The organism is Gloeotrichia echinulata CP02 (assembly GCA_038087035.1).
Lineage (GTDB): Bacteria > Cyanobacteriota > Cyanobacteriia > Cyanobacteriales > Nostocaceae > Gloeotrichia > Gloeotrichia echinulata.
The window spans coordinates 1179342-1198279 of the sequence record CP051187.1; the positions used below are offsets into that span (position 1 = coordinate 1179342).

Annotated in this window: 18 protein-coding genes; 6 read left to right on the top strand and 12 right to left on the bottom strand. The window is 43.4% G+C overall.

What is annotated here, in order from left to right:
* Positions 1-14: 14 nt before the first annotated feature.
* Positions 15-1490 (bottom strand): cobyric acid synthase CobQ, encoded by a 1476-nt coding sequence (cobQ, locus tag HEQ19_05455; protein ID WYL99047.1) that lies wholly within the window; start codon positions 1488-1490, stop codon positions 15-17.
* Positions 1491-1854: 364 nt separating this feature from the next.
* The gene (locus HEQ19_05460; protein WYL99048.1) at positions 1855-2259 is read right to left on the bottom strand and encodes an Npun_F0494 family protein; all 405 of its coding nucleotides are present in this window, start codon (positions 2257-2259) and stop codon (positions 1855-1857) included.
* A gap of 7 nt (positions 2260-2266) precedes the next feature.
* On the opposite strand from HEQ19_05460, the gene HEQ19_05465 reads away from it, so the two are divergent.
* Together HEQ19_05465 and HEQ19_05470 are read left to right on the top strand one after the other, a co-directional pair.
* Positions 2267-2467, top strand: a complete 201-nt coding sequence (locus HEQ19_05465; protein WYL99049.1) for a hypothetical protein — start codon at positions 2267-2269, stop codon at positions 2465-2467.
* 43 nt (positions 2468-2510) lie between these two features.
* Positions 2511-2948, top strand: coding sequence for a peroxiredoxin (locus tag HEQ19_05470; protein WYL99050.1), 438 nt, complete (start codon positions 2511-2513; stop codon positions 2946-2948).
* A gap of 195 nt (positions 2949-3143) precedes the next feature.
* On the opposite strand, the gene HEQ19_05475 is transcribed toward HEQ19_05470, so the two are convergent.
* From HEQ19_05475 to HEQ19_05485, 3 genes are all read right to left on the bottom strand, one after another.
* Entirely contained in the window at positions 3144-3545 is a 402-nt protein-coding gene (locus HEQ19_05475; protein WYL99051.1) for a hypothetical protein, read from the bottom strand.
* Positions 3546-3928: 383 nt separating this feature from the next.
* Positions 3929-4816 (bottom strand): ABC transporter permease, encoded by an 888-nt coding sequence (locus HEQ19_05480; protein ID WYL99052.1) that lies wholly within the window; start codon positions 4814-4816, stop codon positions 3929-3931.
* Positions 4817-4931: 115 nt separating this feature from the next.
* Positions 4932-5951 (bottom strand): ABC transporter ATP-binding protein, encoded by a 1020-nt coding sequence (locus HEQ19_05485; protein WYL99053.1) that lies wholly within the window; start codon positions 5949-5951, stop codon positions 4932-4934.
* A 5-nt stretch (positions 5952-5956) separates the two neighbouring features.
* Here HEQ19_05485 and HEQ19_05490 point away from each other — a divergent pair, with 5 nt between their 5' ends.
* The 4 genes from HEQ19_05490 to HEQ19_05505 all read left to right on the top strand — a co-directional run bounded on the left by HEQ19_05490 (position 5957) and on the right by HEQ19_05505 (position 8268).
* Positions 5957-6148, top strand: coding sequence for a hypothetical protein (locus HEQ19_05490; protein WYL98094.1), 192 nt, complete (start codon positions 5957-5959; stop codon positions 6146-6148).
* 113 nt (positions 6149-6261) lie between these two features.
* Positions 6262-7218: a hypothetical protein gene (locus HEQ19_05495; protein ID WYL99054.1), complete on the top strand. Its 957-nt coding sequence runs from the start codon at positions 6262-6264 to the stop codon at positions 7216-7218.
* A 246-nt stretch (positions 7219-7464) separates the two neighbouring features.
* Entirely contained in the window at positions 7465-7842 is a 378-nt protein-coding gene (locus tag HEQ19_05500) for a condensation domain-containing protein (GenBank protein ID WZI67118.1), read from the top strand.
* A 102-nt stretch (positions 7843-7944) separates the two neighbouring features.
* Positions 7945-8268 carry a hypothetical protein gene (locus HEQ19_05505; protein ID WYL99055.1) on the top strand — a complete coding sequence of 108 codons (324 nt, stop codon included), beginning with the start codon at positions 7945-7947 and terminating at the stop codon, positions 8266-8268.
* A 238-nt stretch (positions 8269-8506) separates the two neighbouring features.
* Here the strand turns inward: HEQ19_05505 and HEQ19_05510 are convergent, their stop codons facing one another.
* From HEQ19_05510 to HEQ19_05540, 7 genes are all read right to left on the bottom strand, one after another.
* Complete coding sequence (locus HEQ19_05510) at positions 8507-9556, bottom strand: aliphatic sulfonate ABC transporter substrate-binding protein (GenBank protein ID WYL99056.1); 1050 nt, start codon at positions 9554-9556, stop codon at positions 8507-8509.
* 194 nt (positions 9557-9750) lie between these two features.
* Positions 9751-10791, bottom strand: coding sequence for an aliphatic sulfonate ABC transporter substrate-binding protein (locus HEQ19_05515; protein ID WYL99057.1), 1041 nt, complete (start codon positions 10789-10791; stop codon positions 9751-9753).
* Between the two features lie 624 nt (positions 10792-11415).
* Positions 11416-12279, bottom strand: a complete 864-nt coding sequence (locus HEQ19_05520; protein ID WYL99058.1) for a TauD/TfdA family dioxygenase — start codon at positions 12277-12279, stop codon at positions 11416-11418.
* A gap of 85 nt (positions 12280-12364) precedes the next feature.
* Complete coding sequence (locus tag HEQ19_05525) at positions 12365-13468, bottom strand: aliphatic sulfonate ABC transporter substrate-binding protein (GenBank protein WYM03268.1); 1104 nt, start codon at positions 13466-13468, stop codon at positions 12365-12367.
* 655 nt (positions 13469-14123) lie between these two features.
* On the bottom strand, positions 14124-14939 hold the full coding sequence (locus tag HEQ19_05530) for a methyltransferase domain-containing protein (GenBank protein ID WYL99059.1): 816 nt from the start codon (positions 14937-14939) through the stop codon (positions 14124-14126).
* A gap of 484 nt (positions 14940-15423) precedes the next feature.
* Positions 15424-15744: a 4Fe-4S binding protein gene (locus tag HEQ19_05535; protein WYL99060.1), complete on the bottom strand. Its 321-nt coding sequence runs from the start codon at positions 15742-15744 to the stop codon at positions 15424-15426.
* Positions 15741-17369: an FAD-binding protein gene (locus HEQ19_05540; protein WYL99061.1), complete on the bottom strand. Its 1629-nt coding sequence runs from the start codon at positions 17367-17369 to the stop codon at positions 15741-15743. The genes HEQ19_05535 and HEQ19_05540 overlap by 4 nt, the downstream gene beginning before the upstream one ends.
* Positions 17370-18938 lie beyond the last annotated feature (1569 nt).

The following is an 18938-nucleotide window of genomic DNA, read 5'->3' on the forward strand; positions in this document are numbered from 1 at the left end:
AAAATCCAGCCTAGCTATGACAAAAAGGGTGTTAAGTCTAAATAACTTTCAATTTCAGTGGCTAGAGAATCCAAAATTTGTTCTCGCTGTTCTCGGTAGTTGGCGACACCAGTAGGTAAGGATTTCAAACCCCGCTGTTGACGGAGACGATTTAACCAAGCGCGTCGCCAAGGGCCATTGTCAAAAATCCCGTGGAGATAAGTACCCCAAACTGATTGACAACTATCTACTAATCCTAAATTATGATCGTCAAATAGGGGTTGGTAGGATTGGCTATCGGTTTGCTGTTCGATGCGCGATCGCCCCTGGTGAATTTCAAATCCTGTCACTGGTAAGCCCATTTGCGGGAAATTCGAGCTTACTTGGCGTTGACGGGCGATTTTCTGCCCTGTAATCACAGTCTTAATAGGTAGTAGACTCAAACCCTGATATCTGCCTGCTTGTCCTTCTATTCCCTCTGGATCGGCGATGATTTGACCCAGCATTTGGTAGCCACCGCAGATGCCCAAAACTGTGCCACCAGATGCGGCATAGTTTTGTATCGCTTCTGCCATCCCGCTTCTTTGCAACAGTATTAAGTCAGGAATTGTCGTCTTGGTTCCTGGGATAATTACTGCATCTGGATGTCCTAAATCTTGCTTTGCACTTAAGTATTTTACGGAAACCGTTGGTTCTGATTCCAGGGGGTCAAAATCGGTAAAGTTGGAAATTCTTGGTAAGCGGATAACGGCAATATTCAGGTCGCCTTGGCTTTTTTGGGTTTTACGTTCCAACAGATCCAGGGAGTCTTCTGCTGGTAAGACGTAATCTAAATAAGGAATAACACCCACCACGGGGATACCAGTACGTTCTTCCAACCATTTTATCCCTGGCTCCAAGAGCGATCGCTGTCCACGAAACTTATTAATTACTATACCTTTAATTAGGTCGCGTTCATCCTGGTCGAGTAACTCCAGGGTGCCGATGATATGGGCGAAAGCGCCACCCCGGTCAATATCAACTACCAGTAGTGTCGGTGCATTTAAATATTTCGCCACCCGCATATTGGTTAAATCGCGGTGCTTGAGGTTAATTTCCGCTGGACTACCAGCACCTTCACAAACGACCAAATCAAATTCTGTCCCTAAATGCTGTAGGGATTCTTGTATTGACTGCCAACCTAGTTCAAAATATTGCTCGTAATAATCCGCCGCACCTACTTTACCTACAGGTTTACCTTTGATAATTACTTGGGAGGTCATATCCCCTTGGGGCTTGAGTAAAATCGGGTTCATTTCCACCCAAGGAACAACTCCCGCAGCCCAAGCTTGTACTGCTTGGGCGTAGCCAATTTCTCCACCACTGGCGGTTACATAAGCATTTAAAGCCATATTTTGACCTTTAAAGGGAGCCACTCGCCAGCCACGCCGTGACAGAATGCGACACATAGCTGTGGTTAAGAGTGATTTCCCTGCGTGGGACGTTGTCCCCACTACCATAATTGATTTCATAAGTTACTATCAGTTTTTCCAGATAAGGGGCGGAATGTCACGAGTTAATGGCATCATGGCAATCCGCTGGTCAACAGTTAACAAGTATCTTCAGCGCCAAACAAGGTGCTTAATCACCTCTTTTACCCCATATCTCTTGGGTATTCCCTACCAACACTGCACAAAATTAGTCAGGATATGGTAAAGATTTTGTAAATGGGGTTGATGCTTCAGTATATATTGTTCCCTTTGGTTCCCTCATCCTAACTTTTCAGGAAATTCCGAAAAATAAAAAACTCCACCTACGGGGTGAAGTTTTGGGGATTGGGGATTGAAAAATGACAAATGACCAATGACCAATGACAAATGACAAAATTGTCAGTCCCTAAAACGGTAGTCTGAACCAACGAATCACCGCATCGTATAGGCGATCGCGCCATGAGGGAGTACGCCAATTTTTTCCTTGATATTTTTCTAGCAACTGTTGACCTAGGGGAGTAAGGCGGAAAGCGTCTGTAATTCCCTGTCCATCAACTTCTCGCCGCAGGACACCGACTTGAATCAGCCAGTCTAAGGCGTTATCACAAGCCAATTCTGATAAACGGCGTTTGGTGTAGCCTTGCTGGAGTCCATTTTCTTGGGCGATCGCACTGACTGACACACTTTGGTGCCGCATCGTTGCAAATAAAGACTGTTTGAACGGAGAACACACCAGCGATCGCTCGGCTCGTTCTACAGTGCTAGAAGGATAGAAAAATGTTTTTGGGTTTTGGGTTTCAACAGCAGGCATTTTGGTTATGGGGATTGGGGATTGCACTTCGGCTCCGCTCTGTTACCAGGGATTGCACTTCGGCTCCGCTCTGTTACCAGGGATTGCACTTCTCTGCGAGACGCTACGCGAACGGCTCCGCTCTGTTACCAGGGATTGGGGACAATGCCCAATGCCTAATTCCGTATTAAGAGATGATAATTTATTTAATCATTGTAAATTAATGTAAAATTTCAAGTGCATCAACAATCGCAAAACAGGAAAGGTTCATTATGCCTCTAGCAGTTGGTACGGATGCGCCTGCATTTACCGCCAAAGATACTAACGGAAACACGGTCTCATTATCTGATTTCGCCGGCAAAACGGTGGTTTTATATTTTTACCCCAAAGATGATACTCCAGGCTGCACCAAACAAGCTTGTAGCTTTCGCGATGCCCAACCTGATTATCAAGGGAAAGATGTTGTAGTGCTGGGTGTGAGTGCAGATGATGAAGCTTCCCATCAGGCATTCACCGCCAAATATAATCTGAATTTCCCCCTACTGGCTGACACCGACAAAAGCTTGATCACAGCTTTTGATGTCGATGGTGGTGGTTATGCCAAGCGCGTTACCTACGTAATTAGCCCCGATGGCAAAATTATCCATGTTGACGCCAGTGTCAACACAACTACCCATGCTAGCGATGTGTTAGCTGCACTAGCACTGTAGTAGGGCATGGGGCATGGGGCATGGGGCATTGTCCCCAATCCCCAGTCAATACTGCGTAGGTTTTGGAATTTCTTGGTTGAGGCAAGCAGGGGGAGCAGGGGGAGAAATGGAGGCTGGCGTTGAGTTTTGCCTCCCCTGCCTCCCCTGCCTCCCCTGCAAATCCTACGCAGTATTGAGTCCCCAGTCCCTTCCAATTCAGTTCCCTGTAGGGGTAGCCGATGGGAGTTTAATTTCTAGGGGGATATTTCCCAGAGGTTGACTCCCGGAGACACTTGGGTTTGACTGCGGCGTTTGACCTTGCAAACGTTGGTTTTGTTTTTGTAGAAACCCCGCTGCTTCCGTGTCTAAACCGGTGTTGGTTTGATTGTTATTCAATTGGCCACCGTTGAGATTAGCGCAATGAATTAAGCTAAACATATTGAAAGAGCCGTCGGAACCACCAGCACAAGGATTGGTATTGGTTGAATCAAAGCCTGGTCTATTATCGGCTTGACCTAAATCAGCCAAGCTGGCTTGAGGGATGACTAAGGAAGCCAAGCCAATTCCCGTCACGGTAGCTACAACAAGTCTGGTCAGGGGTAGAAACATTTTTTGCATGGGTTTTTACCGTTCATAGAAATCTGGACAAAGCTACCAAAGGATAGACAATAATAGACAACTACGTTTGTAATCAAAGTCCAAAGTCCTAAAACTACAGGGATAAACGGCAATCCCTCTATCCCCTCAAACAAATTGGGGATTACTTTTTTTTAGCTGGATTAAGCCTATGGATTCAACCGTTGAAGTTGTCTTGGCTAAAAAATAGATAAAGCACTGCTTACCATCCGATTTGACGGCGGCTTTACCTAGTTAAAGAATAGCATATAACTGCAAGCTTAAGCAAATACTCCCCATTTTTGGCAAGTATAGTCTACATGTGGGTAGTAATTAAGTTACAGTTTCCAACCCGAAAGTTTTTTGGTTTAAATTATGCTTACATTTTAAGCAAGAGTTCGGCGTAATTGCGGCTGAATGCTTAACAAGGCGACAACGGCAAAGCCAAGTAGCACCAGTAATGCTTCGCCAAAGGTGACGGCACCCCAAGGCGCTTGCATCACCAGGCTACTCAATCCCCAATTGCTGTGGAGATAGAGATAGCGAATCGGTTCAATGGCGTAGCTGAGAGGATTCAGGGTAGCGACTACCTGTAACCACGGAGGCATGAAAGATAAAGGTGCTAAAGCGGTACTAGCAAACAGTAAAGGCAGGTTTGTGACAAAAATCACTGCAATTAGTTCAATGTGTCCAGGTAGGGCAAAGGCCAAGCCGAGGGAGATGGCTGTGACACCCAAAGCCAGGAGAAACACAATTAGGGCGATCGCACTCAACCCCGCAGCATCTGGTAATCCAGCCCCTAAAAAGGCTGCTGCTACGACAATCACCGCCGCTTGCAGCAAACTTTGGCTGATAATAAAGATTGCTGAAGCAAAAACTATCGAAAACCGCGACGCTAACGGCGCCACCAGCAACCGATTTAAAAAGCCGAACTCTCGATCAAACATGACGGGCAAACCGGCATTTAGTGCCCCAGCAAAAGCTGTAAAAACAATAACGCCTGCAGCCAAAAATTGACCGTAATTTGTCGTACTGCCAAAGATGCCCTTGGGTGCATTTTGAAACAAAGCACCAAATAGCACTAGCCACATCACCGGCTGAATAATTCCCGCCACCAAGCTTGAGGGACGGCGTTGTAACTGAATAAACAAGCGACGAGTTAAAGCCAACGTCTCTTGTACCAATTCACCGAGAAAATTAGGAGCAGCATTAGCATACGCTTGTGGCGATTTTGCAGGCTGCCAATTTGGATCAGTTTTGGAAGTACTAGTCATAAAAATGTTGGGGAATGGGGCATGGGGAATGGGGCATGGGGCATGGGGCATGGGGCATGGGGCATTGAGAAAACTCTTCCTTGTTCCCCAATCCCCAATCCCCAATCCCCAGTCCCTATCTCATATTTTGCTTTTTCTCCGCCTTGGGATCGCGATTGGCGACGGCGGCCAGTTCTGCATCCATCAGGGTTTTACCTGTGGCGGCGAGGTAGACATCATCTAGGCTGGGGCGAGATTGGGCTATGCCAAAAATGGGCAAGCCGGCGGCTGTGAGTGTTTGTTGTATAGTACTCAAAGCATCATTTTGCGGTGTCACTACTAAGTTAAGCGAATTACCTTGGGCGCTGTTAATAATCACTTCTTGCACCAAGGGTAAAGCCTGCAGCAGGTTTGTGGCCTTTTCGGCTTCTTCAATGGGGGAAAACTCGCGGATTCGCAAAGTAATGCGATCGCCTCCTACTTGATCTTTCAATTGTGAAGGTGTGCCCGCTGCAATCACAACACCGCGATCAATAATTGCTACGCGATCGGCTAGGGCGTCTATCTCTTCTAAATAATGGCTGGTAATTAGTACCGTTGTTCCAGAGGCGCGTAACTTGCGTAAAAATTCCCATACCACAAAACGGCTTTCTATGTCAAGTCCCACCGTTGGCTCATCCAACACCAGGACATCTGGTGCATGGAGTAATCCCGCCGCCAAATCAAGGCGCTTGCGGATACCGCCTGAGTATGTTCCTGTCTTTTTATTGGCGTATTTCTGCAAATCGAGTAAATCTAATACTGTCTCAATGCGCTGTTTCGCGACCGCACCAGGAAGGTGATAAAGCGCCGCTTGCAATTGCAGCAATTCTCTACCAGTCAGCACCTTATCTAAAGCGACTTCCTGGGCTACATAGCCTAGCCGTTGTCTTGCCAGTTTTGGATTATCCAGCACAGATATGCCAGATACTTCAATTTTGCCAGCATCCGGTGTGGTGAGCGTACATAAGGCACGCAAGGTGGTAGTTTTGCCAGCACCGTTAGGACCGAGTAAACCAAAGATTTCCCCAGGTTCTACCATAAAGGAGACATCCTTGACGGCAATCACCGAACCGTAGCGCTTTTGCAGATTCTGAATTAAAACGGCGGGAGGCATGACAGGTGAACTCTATCTATACAATTCTCAATACAATCCATCTTTATTGTAGTAGAGGAGATTGGGGATTGGGGACACTTCGACAAGCTCAGTGCATCGCTGGGGATTGGGGACACTTCGACAAGCTCAGTGCATCGCTGGGGATTGGGGATTGGGGATTGGGGACTGGGGACTGGGGACTGGGGATGAGGAAGTAATCCAATGCCCAATGCCCAATATCGCAAATTTCTTGCTTGAAAGTATCAAACCAATCTAGTAGCGATTTGTTAAGAATGATAAAATAGGTATAAAATGCTACTAAAATATCCTAATGGATAAAAAACGTCTCCAAGCTTATGTAACTCTGATTCATCAACTTCTGAGTTGTCCAAGTGGCGAGGAGTTAGGGCTATTACAAGCAAATGCAAACTTAATTGATGCTGATTTTATTAGGGTGGTAGAAAGAGTAGCAAGTCAAGCTGATAACGAAGGTGCAGTTGCAGCGGCTGAATATTTGCAGAATTTGGCAGTTGAATTGACGAGTACTTTGGCAGAAGCACAAAAGATGGTAAACTCCCAAAATGGCAAGAACGGCGATCGCTCTTCTGCCTATTTACAACTGATTGAGCAGCTCATCAGTTGCCCCAGTGGAGCAGAAGCTGATATTTTACGTAGCAATCAAGACCTAATTGATGCAGGATTTTTACAGACATTAAATCAGGTAGCAGCCTTATTGGCGGACATGGGCGAACAAAAAGCCGCTGCTTTTTTGCAAACCATTGCTGACCAAGTGGGTGGGTCCCTAGAAAATTCATCATCAGGCTATCAACCGAAAGAATACTTGGATTTGTTGGGTGATGTGTTGCGGGCTACTTCAAAAACCAACGGCGATTCACGAGCGGTGTATCCGATTCTCGAAGCCAATCTAGATAAATTGGATATGGCTTTTGCTAGGGTGATGGAAACTTGGGCAAAGGTGACTCTACCGCAGTTGCTCCCAGAAGTAGCAGAAAATATCGCCATAGATATTGTCAATTTTAGTACGTTACTTCAGCAATTTTTGTTGGGCAATTGGGCTGACAATATCGAAATTGCCATTGCAGGTTATGAGATTGGATTGACTTATGTTACTCGCGATCGCTCTCCCATTGAATGGGCAATGATCCAATATAATCTTGGCAATGCTTACAGTCAGCGTGTCCGTGGCGACAAGGTGCAAAATTTGGAACTGGCTAACGAATATTATCGTGATGCCATAGAGGTATATTTCGAGATGAGGCAGAGGTAAATTTAAGAGGACTTACGCAAGTGGCACAATTTTTTTGTTCGTAGTAGTAGGGGCGCAAGGCCTTGCGCCCCTACAGTGCTTATTTTGAGGACTAAAGTTTTGACCAAGCCAATTTTAGATTTTAGATTTTAGATTTTAGATTTTAGATTTTAGATTTTAGATTTTAGATTTAATCCAAAATCCCAAATCCCAAATCCCAAATCTAACATAAAAGATTCATATCAACTTTGATCTATACAGCAAGGAATGCTGTATAACAATCTAGTTGCTCAAAATTCGGGAGTGGATATTGAGCAGATGATCTGTTTAGTACATGAAAAAATTGATGTTTTGGCATTTCAACAAGCATGGCAGAGAGTTGTAGAACGACACGCAGTTTTGAGAACTAGCTTTGATTGGGAAAGTGAACGAGAACCTCAGCAATGTGTGCATCAAAACGTCATAATTCCCCTGGAAGAGCAAGATTGGTGTGGTTTGTCTGACACAGAACAATCAACTAAATTGCAAGTCTATCTGCAAAGCGATCGCCAACGTGGTTTGGCGCTAAAAGATGGGACTTGCACCCACATTAGAGGTATCCGATATTTTTTAACGTACTCTTTTCAGCCGTCGGAGCGCACGTAATGCCCTCTGGTCGCGAGCCGCGTTCCTATTTCCGCCACTTTGCTAAGGTTTATTATAATCCAAGGTCAAGCAGACGCCTAGACTGAATATAGAGGAGCAACCATGACTAAACCAATTCCTGAGAAGTTTGACAACCAGCAATCAGAATCTGAGGAACCAGAAAAGTTCTTTCCAGCTCAACATCTGAAAATTTTCCAAACCAGTGAGACAGAGCAGCTTTTGATTTGCGAATGTCGCAACTGCTCGACTCCATTATCCCTCGAAGTGGTCTTGACTACACCACAAAACTCCAAACCTCGACTAAAAGGTAAAGGAGACACCAAACCAGAGGATCAACTCCAATGTCCTAACTGTGGACGAGTTCCTATTTATCTAGAGGGCTGTGTGGTGCGATCGGTCTCCCAATTACCTACTTCACCCTGGTAATAAGGAGGTTATCTATTGGGGATTTCTACATTCTATAACTACGAAGTAGAACCCCGATCCAATACTACGTAGGATTTTGCAGGGGAAGCAGGGGAAGTCAAAATTCCTGCTTCCATTTCTCCCCCTGCTTGTCTCAACTAAGAAATTCCAAAACCTACGCAGTATTGAACCCCGATCTCACAAAATCGCGTTGCTCCCGTTCCAACCCTAGTCCATTCCCGTAATTTGTCGTGTATTCTTATAACTGATTGAGGCGCTTAGGTGTGATGGCTTCTAATAATTGCGGCGAGGGTGTAGTCTCCCTGATATCTATCTTGCGGGGGATTATTTTCTCTTGTAAATAGAAGTCAGCTACACGCTGTTGTTCAGCAATAATGGAAGGGGTCAGTTTTCTTAATCGGCGAATAGTTCGACGTGAAACTGTTTCCAAAACTGATACATCTAATTTCAACTCAGGAGCAAAAGCTTTAGCAACTTCCACTGGATTCTTGTCAGCCCATTCACCTATCTTGTCGGCTTCTTCTAAAAACACGCGCACCAATTCGGGATTTTGGGTAACAAATTGTCGCCTACCAAGATAAAATCCGCCAAGGGTGTTAATTCCCGCAGCATTTCTCAGATTACGAATGGGGATAGTTCTTTCCACAAGGGCTAAAAAGGGATCGCCACCTACCCAAACTTCAACCTTATTTTGAATAAAGGCGTCGCGGGCTTCCGATGGAGTCAAACCAACAACTTGAACATCAGTGATTTTTAACCCCACCTCTCTCAAGGCTTTTGCTAGTAAATAGTGAGCATTCGACCCTCTTTGAAAGGCAACTTTTTTACCCTTAATATCTACTAACCGCTTAATCGGAGAATCGGCTCTGACAATAATACCTTGGTTGAGTCCTTTACTAGGTCTGCGTCCAGCAATATAAATAACTTCTGTAATACCTGCAGCTTGGGAAAAAATTGGTGGTGTTTCACCGACAGTACCGATATCAATTTTACCTGCATTCATCGCTTCTATCAGTTGGGGACCGGCGGGAAATGGCCCTACCCAATTTACAGTTACTCCCAAGGCTTTGAAACGTGGCTCGACAACTTTTTTAACTTTGACAATATCCCCAGAAGTTTGATAAGCCAAATTGATGACTTTAGAGGTAAATCCGGGTTTGGTTTGGGCTTGGGTGCTTTGTACAAGACTACCCACCAAGGGAGTTGAGAGCGCAAACAATCCCAATACTGCATATTGCACAATCCGTTTTAAAGCTGTGCGGCGTTGGGGAAGGAATGGTATTTTCATGGTTGCAATATTTCTCTTAGTTTACAGGGATTTTCAGGTAAATAGACCACGTGGTAGGGGCGTAAGGCCTTGCGCCCCCTCGTAAATAGACCACATGGTAAGGGCGCAAGGCCTTGCGCCCCTACAGGGATATGTGGTTTAAAGAAATGAAAATTGCTGTAACCGTCAGCCAATTTCCACAAATCTCTATCAGACTAGAATTGAGTTAGACGCTTAGGTGTGATGGCGTCAAGTTGTTGAGGAGTGAGCAAAAACTCCTTGATATCAAGTTTGCGGGGAATAAGTTTTGCTTGATAATACTCATCCGCAACGCGCTGTTGTTCTCTGAGAATAGAAGGTGTCAGTTTTCTTAATCGACGAATGTTTCGACGTGCCACAATTTCTAAAAGAGGTACGTCCAGTTTCAACTCAGGAGCCAGAATTTTGGCGACTTCAGTTGGGTTTTTGTCAGCCCATTCACCTGTTTTATCAGCTTCCTCTAAAAACACGCGCACCACTTCTGGATTTTTTTCGGCAAATTCACGCCTGGCTAGATAAAATCCCCCTTGGGTAGAAATTCCGGCTGAATCTCTCAAGGTACGGGCACCAGCATTTCTTTGTACAAAAGCCAAGTTGGGGTCCCAAACCGCCCAAGCATCAATTTTTTTCTGAAGAAATGCGTCGCGGGCTTCTGCTGGGGTCAAACTCACAGGTTGAATATCACTAATTTTCAACCCTACTTCTTTCAAGGCTCTGAGTACTAAATAATTTGCCGAAGAACCTCTTTGAAAAACAACTTTCTTGCCTTTAAGATCTGCTACCCGCTTAATGGGAGAATCTTTCTGAACTATGATAGCTTGCCCGTCACCCTTGTTAGGTTTTCGACCTGCAATATAGACGAGTTGTGCGCCTGCAGCTTGAGCAAAGACTGGTGGTGATTCACCCACGCTACCAATATCAACCCTACCTGCATTCATCGCTTCTAATAATTGTGGACCTGCGGGAAATGGTACCCAATTGACAGTAATCCCCAAGGACTTGAGACGGGCGTCTGTATTTCCTCTGATCTTCACTAGATCACCAGAGGTTTGATAAGCCAAGTTGATTACTTTTGTGTTGATTCCGGCTCTTTGTGCTTGGGTACTTTGCAAGAAACCACCCACCAAGGGCGTTGATATTGCAAATAATCCCAGCACTGAAAATTGCACAATCCGCTTTAAAGCTGTGCGGCGTTGTGGTAGGAATGGTATTTTCATACCTATGATTGTTCTCCTAGTTTCAGAGTTAAAGTTTTTAGGCTGGCTTCCAATGCGAAAGCACGATGCTTGGTAGTTTTTTTGTCAAACACTTAGATGCTTGAACAAAATACAGACGCGGATATGATATTAGAGGTAGCCCCAAATTATTTGCACCTGATTAATCAGCGTAAATCGCCATCTCAAAAATGACTTATATCCTACCTACTGCCCAATCATTTGCTCGTCTAGAATACCCTGCCATGATTATTACTAGACGACTTTAGGTAGTGCGATTACCTGTTGATTTCATTGCAATACTATTGTAGCAATTTCCGTGAATAAATAAAGTATTTTGTTTAACTATTTATATGCTTTTTTTAATAATCACTCCTTTAATTTGTCGCGTCATAAAATAATACAAATGCTGCACTTTAAATATATAACACTGACACACACGAAGAAGTTGTCCCAATTCTTTAAAAATGCGACATATGGGTATTATCACAACATTGTTGTGCCGTTATGAATAACTTATGTGTCGCAAAAATAATGTTAATTGGTATTAACATTAAGAAAATAGAGTGGATTTTACCCACTCTATAGTTAAGCAAGTAGAGACGGAAAACTGAAAATTTAGTAATTCTAAAAAGGACGACTACCAGCAAGGCTAACCCGCTTCAGAACCCGTCGCTCATTTGGATCAAAAGCTTCACGGTAGTGCAAGGTAGCTTGATTATCCCAATAAACAATATCGCCTACAGACCATTTGTGTTGATAGTAGAATTGGTGCTGAGTCAGATGCTGACGCAATTGTTCAATCAATGCTGCGCCTGTTTCTGGTTCTAAACCGACAATTTCGACTTCTGTAGCAGCATCCAAATATAGATGTTTTTTGCCAGTTTCAGGGTGAGTCCGAACTAGAGGATGGGGAAAGACAGGACTAATTAAGGGAATAGTTTTGTCTAAACGGTACAGAGAACGAGGCTGGCTGCGGTCTTGCAAAAATGGGTTGTAGGTAATCAATTGCAAGTCAGCAATTCGTTCTTTGGTGGCTTCATCTAAAGCCTCATAAGCCAAATTGGTATTTAACCAATAAGTATTTCCGCCAACAGAAGGTATTTCTAATGCGTAGAGAAGGGAACCACTAGAAGGGCGCGGAGTCCATTTATGGTCAGAATGAAAAGTTAATTCTCCAGTACCAGTATAGCCACCATCAACATTGGAAATAGGAATCACGACCGGAGTTTCTCCTGGTTTAGAAGCTAGCACCGGAGTTTCATCAGATGGTACAAATAGGTCGCCAAAGTACAAAGAAAAATTGAAAAGTTGATCATCAAATAACTTTTGTTCTTTGAAAATCAAAATGTGGCGATCGCGCAAAGTTTGCTTCAGTTGTAATATTACCTCTGGTGGCACAGCTTGACTAGCATCAAGTCCAGTAACTACGGCTCCCAAAGGTGCATCCAGGGGAGTGATTTTAAATTCTGTCAAAGTTAAGGTAGGCATAATTTCTCCCGGTTTTGATTGGTAAATTTTTCCTGGATATTCATAGTCGTAAGCTAGTGTTTTTTAAGCACGAGCTTACTACAGACTATGGTTTCTTGTCTAGCACTTCTTTGGGAGTAATCTTGGCGTACTCTTCAGGTGTCAAAAACCCAACTTTAACATCCACTTTTTTGGGTATTAGACCAAGACTGAACCATTTGTCTGCAACTTCTTGTTGCTTGGTGATGGTTTTTTCTGTAATTGGTAACAGCCCATAATCGTACTTGCTATGCAATTTTTCTAGGGTGGGTGGGTCAAGTTGAGTTACAGGTGCGAGTATTTGTGCTACTTCTTGAGGATGCTCTTTAGTCCAGATTTCTGCTTTTTCTAGTTCCTCTAGAAAGATTTTAATCACTTCAGGATTTGACTGATAAAACTGGCGTGAGGTTGAGTAAAAATTGCCAGTATCTCGCAATTTACCCCCATCTAGTAAAACACGACCAATTTTTTTCTGTTCAGCCCTAGTCACGAATGGGTCCCAAATAAACCAGCCATCAACCTTACCCTGACTAAACGCCACATTCGCATCTGGTGGAGGGAGGAAAATTGACTGTACATCTGTAAGTTTTAGCCCCGCATTTTCCAATGCTTTCACCAAAAGGTAGTGACCGATAGATGCTTTTTGGAAAGCAATTTTTTTACCTTTCAAGTCAGCAATACTTTTAACCGGAGAGTTAACCGGAACTAAAAGTGAGATGGCTTTACCACTAGGGGTTGTAGTAGCTAGATATACAAGATCTGCCCCGGCTGCTTGTGAAAAGATAGGAGGTGATTCTGCTGTGGATGCAATGTCAAGTCCGCCTGCATTTAGGGCTTCTAGTTGTTGTGGTCCAGCAGCAAATTCAGGCCATTCTACTTTAAAACCCAGCGGTTCCAATCTTTTTTCTAAATCACCCTTTTTTTCTAGAATTGCTAGAGCAGAGAGTTGTTTAGAACGCACAATACGCACTACTTTCTTGTCAGTTGTTGTCGTGTTTGGCGTTTTGGTGCTATCAGGTGTGGCTACTTGCTGTCCTGGTGTATTCGTTGCTGTACTGCAACCAAACAGAGTAGTTGATAATACTAGAGAATAGCCCAAAGCAAACAAAACAGAACGACGAGTTTTTCGCTGACGATTCCAGGATTCAAAGTTTACTTTCAAATCTAGCATTGGTTGGCTCACTTCTTCCCATAGGGATGCTTAGAACAATTAGGAGTGCGGGATATCCAGTTTACTGCATCTGTTTTTTGACAGTTATTACTGGTAGAATTCGCCTGATAATGCGTCGGATGTTTGTGTGTGAGTCTTGAAGGGAATACTTCTAAAATTGATAGTAGTTTATGCCTTGATTTGTTTCGGTATTTCACTACATCTAGTAAAGATTTTAACATTAAATATCAAAAATAACAATCTTGTTTATGTTGATTTAATATCATATTTTTTATTTGTAAAAAGTCCTTAGTAAGGGTTTATAGAATAATACGTAGTTAGGGCTATACCCAGCAAATTATTTTTATTGTTGAAAAATCCATTTTTTATTTTTTTGTAATATCTAATTATAAGAAATAGGGTGGAGTTAAACCACCCTAACTGATTCGAGGAACTGAAACTTCACTCCAGGACTTACGCAACTCGAACATTCCTAGGGTGCGTCAGATTTGAATTGTTAATGAGAATCGAACATATTTTTGGCATATGACGCATCCTACAAGATAGGTTGAGGGTGACACCTGCGTAAGTCCTGAACTCCTTAGCAAGGAAAAATTATGAAGGAATAGAAGTGGGTTAAAACCCACTCCAATTAGTTTAAGTGGGACAGTAAAATTTAATGTTTCCAAGCAACTAAAATTGTTGCTGTGATTTCTTCGGTGAAATGTCCTGAAGGCTCTACCGCCAAAAGTGCTTCCTTGAGATCTGCCTCAAATTGTGGCGCATTATCACCATAAAAAATCTTGAGAGAAAAAGCTGTGGTGTAGAGATAGCCAAGATAGCTAGAAACTGTCCAAGATTTCTCAAACGGGACTTCATATACTTCTTGACGAGCAAAGGCTGAATTGGCAATTAACACATGATGGGGGGGATCGAGTTCAGTTGTCCGAAAGCCTTGTCCTCTTTGTCCGGTGCGTCGTTTTTCACCTAACCATTTTTTCACTACTCCTAGGGCTGCTTGTTTCCAGGATAGAGAGCTATTCCAAGGGCTTTCATTAATACCAAGTAGAGCTAACGCACCATCATCAGAAAGCAATTTATAAAGCTTTTCAAGTACCAGTTCGCGTTCCATCCAGTGAAAAGCTCTACCAATCGTAGCTAGTTTAAATATCCCTAAACTAGGATTAATCAGTTCGGCTCCTTGCTCTAACCAAGTAATATTATTTGCCCCTACCGATGCTGCTTGTCTTTGTGCTTCTTGCAGCATATCTGGGTCAGGATCAATGGCGACTACATCCTCAAATTTTGTTCGCAGAGGAATTGCTATTAATCCAGGACCAGTACCTAAGTCAAGGAGTCTTCCTTCACCATTCAGATTAAATATTTCAGTTAGTTTATTGAATAGTTGAGGTGGGTACTTGGTTCTGTATTGAGCGTAGAGTTCAGCTGCACCCTCAAATAATGTTGGATCATAGCTAGGAAGTGTTTTCATATTTCAGGTTTTCTCTTGATTTAGGTAAGTAAGGTGGACATTAAGTCCACCCTACGAATCAGCGAGTAGACAGCTTGAAAAATTTAGGAGTGAGGAGTGAGGAAAATTTTTTCTAGTCCCCCAATTCCCCTATGTCAATATAGTCTTTTGGTTTTGTAATATCTACCACCATAACCAAAACTATCCTTAGTATTGTTTGGACTGTAAAGAATCAATTAATTCAGAAACTAGAGTGAGCAAAGCCCACTCTAGAAATTAAAAGAGGAAATGGAACATGAAAAAGGGAACGCTGCCAATTGTTCTAAATATAGGGTTTACTATTGGGTATGTCCGTGTTCATCGCGACATGTAGTGTGTATTTTGAGTTACTTCTTGGGGATTGGGGAAGGTGGGTCCTCTAGGTTGGAAACGAGGCAAATCTCCCCCAAACCCTTACCAATGACAAATGACAAATGACAAATGACAAATGACAAATGTTCTATACCTACTTGATAATTTTGTAGGTTTGATCTGTTTTGGCTGTGGGTGTACGTTTACGCCCCCAGCCGATGTTTTCGCGATAACTACCTAGCAGACCTGTTTGGGCTAATTCTGCTTCGTTGACTATGGTCTGTAGATCAGTTTCTGGTGCTACATAAAGGGCGTCAACTGGGCAATATAATTCGCACATGAAACAGGTTTGGCAATCACTTTGTCGGGCAATGGTTGGTGGGGCATCAGGTACAATATCAAAAACATTCGTTGGGCAAACGCTGACGCAGATATTGCACGTAATGCACCGCGATTCGCTGACCAACTCAATCACGCTAGTACTCCTATTTTGGCTTTTGATGGTTCGACGCTGTTTAGGGTTGCAGTTTTCACCCAGACTTCATCCAAACCGCCGCTAATCAGGTAATGATGTTGACTAGCATCTTGTTCGGGATAGTCTAAGTGTTTGTGCATACCGCGAGTTTCTTTGCGTTCCAAAGCGCTGCTGTACATCCAGCGGGCTGTGGCTACCATTGCTGCTGCTTCCCGCGCCCGAATCAGCTGGGTTTCTTCCTGAACTTGGCTATCACGAATTTCTTCCCAGAGGTGATTTAGTCTGGAAAGCGACGCGGTTAAGCCTTGTTCTGTACGGAATAAGTTGCGATCGTAGGGGAATACTTCGCTTTGAACAGCTTGGATAATTTCATTGGTAGCAAAGTTTTGCGGAGTTTCTTTTTTAGAAGTAAATGCGGCTTCCCCAACTCCCTGAACGTGGCGCTGAGTTACCTTTTCGCCAAGGCTTTGAGCATATTTGGCGGCATAATCTCCCGACCAGTAACCTGATGAAATTGCCCAGGCTGCGTTGTGACTACCACCACCAGTAAAGCCGCCACAAATCAGTTCTCTTGTGGCTGCATCGCCGGCGGCGTAGAGTCCGGGTACGGAGGTGGCACAGGTTTCATCGGTAATCCGAATTCCACCTGTACCGCGCACAGTACCTTCTAGGCGCAGAGTCACGGGGAAGCGTTGGGTAAAGGGATCAATCCCTGCACGGTCAAAGGGTAAGAAGAAGTTGGGTTGCGCTAACCGCATAGAAGGGCGCATTTGCTCAGTTGCTTTGTCTAAGATGGCGTACACTGGTTGGGTAAGCAATGTCTGAGCAATTACAGATCGTCCTTTTTGAGAACCTGCCCCAGGAATTGGGGTACCATCTTCGTAGGTAAAGGTTGCCCAGTTGTAGAACAGGGTTTTGGTAACTGAAGAAAAGGCGGGAGAGATGCCGTAAGCATTGGAAAATTCCATGCCTGACATCTCGGCTCCAGCCTCTGCTGCCATTAGGTAACCATCCCCTGTTAGGACGTTACATCCTAACGCTTTGCTTAAGAAGGCACAACCACCAGTGGCAATGATGACAGCGTGCGATCGCACTTTCCATTTACCACCAGTTTGACGGTTGACTCCCGTTGCGCCCCCAACGGCTCCATCTGCATCTACCAGCAGTTCTAACGCCGGGCTGTGGTCTAAAATCTGTACTCCTGCTCGTTTGATCTGCTTCCGCATCAGCCGCATGTACTCTGGCCCTTGGAGCGATCGCCGAGCTGGTTTACCATCGTCGTCAACAGGAAAGGGATATCCCCACTCTGCTAACTGATTCACGTTCGCATAGGTCTGATCCAGTACCCGATTCATCCACTGACGGTTCGCTAAAAATCCACCCAAGGATTCCCGACTCGCGATCGCCGCTTCTCTTGCTTCTTCTTGCGGTGGCACATACCATACGCCATTACCAGACGCCGCCGCGCATCCACTTGTACCACAATATCCTTTATCTACAAGGACAACCCTCGCACCACTAGCCGCCGCACTCCACGCAGCCCAGGTACCTGCTGGACCTCCGCCAATCACAAGCACATCTGCTGCTAAATTTAGTTCACTATCGGTTGTTAAAGTTCTCAGCATCAACTATTTCCCTCTTCGATAAAATCTTAAGTGTCAAAAATTATTCAACATTCTCAGCCCCCTCATCCTCCAGACCTTCAAAAGCTTATCCTCACGGACTCGGGTTGACTCGCAACCCAGTAGATCAGCATTTTTACCCCTTCAATCTACTGTAAATCGATTAGTTTGCCGTAGTTTACGCCATAACATAGTTTTTCACAAATTCTTGAAAAATGCAAGTAATTGATTCCAGCACTGAAAATGTAAATTTATGTAACACCAAAATTCTATCTGTAAAATTCCACTTGCTTTTTTTATAAGTTTGTGTAAACATCCAAAGTAGCAACAAAAACTACTAATACCCTATAGAGTTATCGGGGATTAGGTATCTACCACTCATCAACAATACTGCCAAACAGGGGAAATCAACCGAATCCTGCCAAGGAAAATTACCTAGTGTTTATCCAGGGTTCATGCTCAGTCAGAGTGCCATATTAGCCGCAAGGCATTTAAATATTAATCCATCAGGCTTCTAGTCCTCCTTGACAAGGCGAGTGTACTACCTATGTACTTTGGAACTAGAAGGTAATACTTACGCAACTTGCACCCTACTAATGTGCCTCATGCTCGATAAATTGGTTGCTATCAACAAATTTTCGATATCTGACGCACCCTAAAAAACAGTTTGAGTGTGACACTTGCGTAAATTGTATAAAAGTAAATATGTCACGCATCTATAAATAAACATCTACCAAACGTCTCACGACAACCGACTGACTTACAGCAATTTTCAGACAATAACCACACATAACAAAATATATTGTAGGGCGCCGGTAAAACCTGCCCCTACCCCGTCGTCTATTCCATTGAAATTTGGGATATTTGATTGAAAAATCAATCTCAAATATTAAATTCAATTTCGTTGAAATTAAAAGACTTTAGTCCTGTATTGACAATGAAGGTTAAGTTTATAATTTGTCGGAAAAATTCACTGGTTTCTAAATGAAATACACGTATTTAGGAATATGCCATAACTACAGATATAGGAATAATATTTGATTCTTGAAATATACGTAGGCTAGGCATTGCCAAGCACATCAAGGTTTTGCTAGGCATTGCCCACCCTACTGAGATTTTTTCAGAAATCAAATATGATTACTATACTGCCTTGCATATGACTAGAGTAATTAGGCATAAAAAAAATAAGATATTTGATTATGCCTAATCAATCGATCTATTGATGTCTAGAAAACAAAATGTACCTAATAAATAGGAGATTATGTCGTCAAAAAAAATAAATAAAACTTCTGGTTTTGCAATCAACACAACAAAAAAACTCAAAGTTTATGGTTAAGATGATGATAAGATAAATTTAATTGCCATAATCGGTGATTAAATAGATTCTGAAAATTCACCAAATGCATCTACAAAGGGTAGCTGGAATGCAAAATAGGTGAATTTCTTCAGGATTAGAGTCAGAGTTTGCAGAATATCAAGAAACAGTTGTAGCCAAAAGGCATATTTGCTCTTTTGAGTCTGAATTTACCGTGTTGAAGGTGTAAATATTCGCCGAATATCAATGTGGATAGA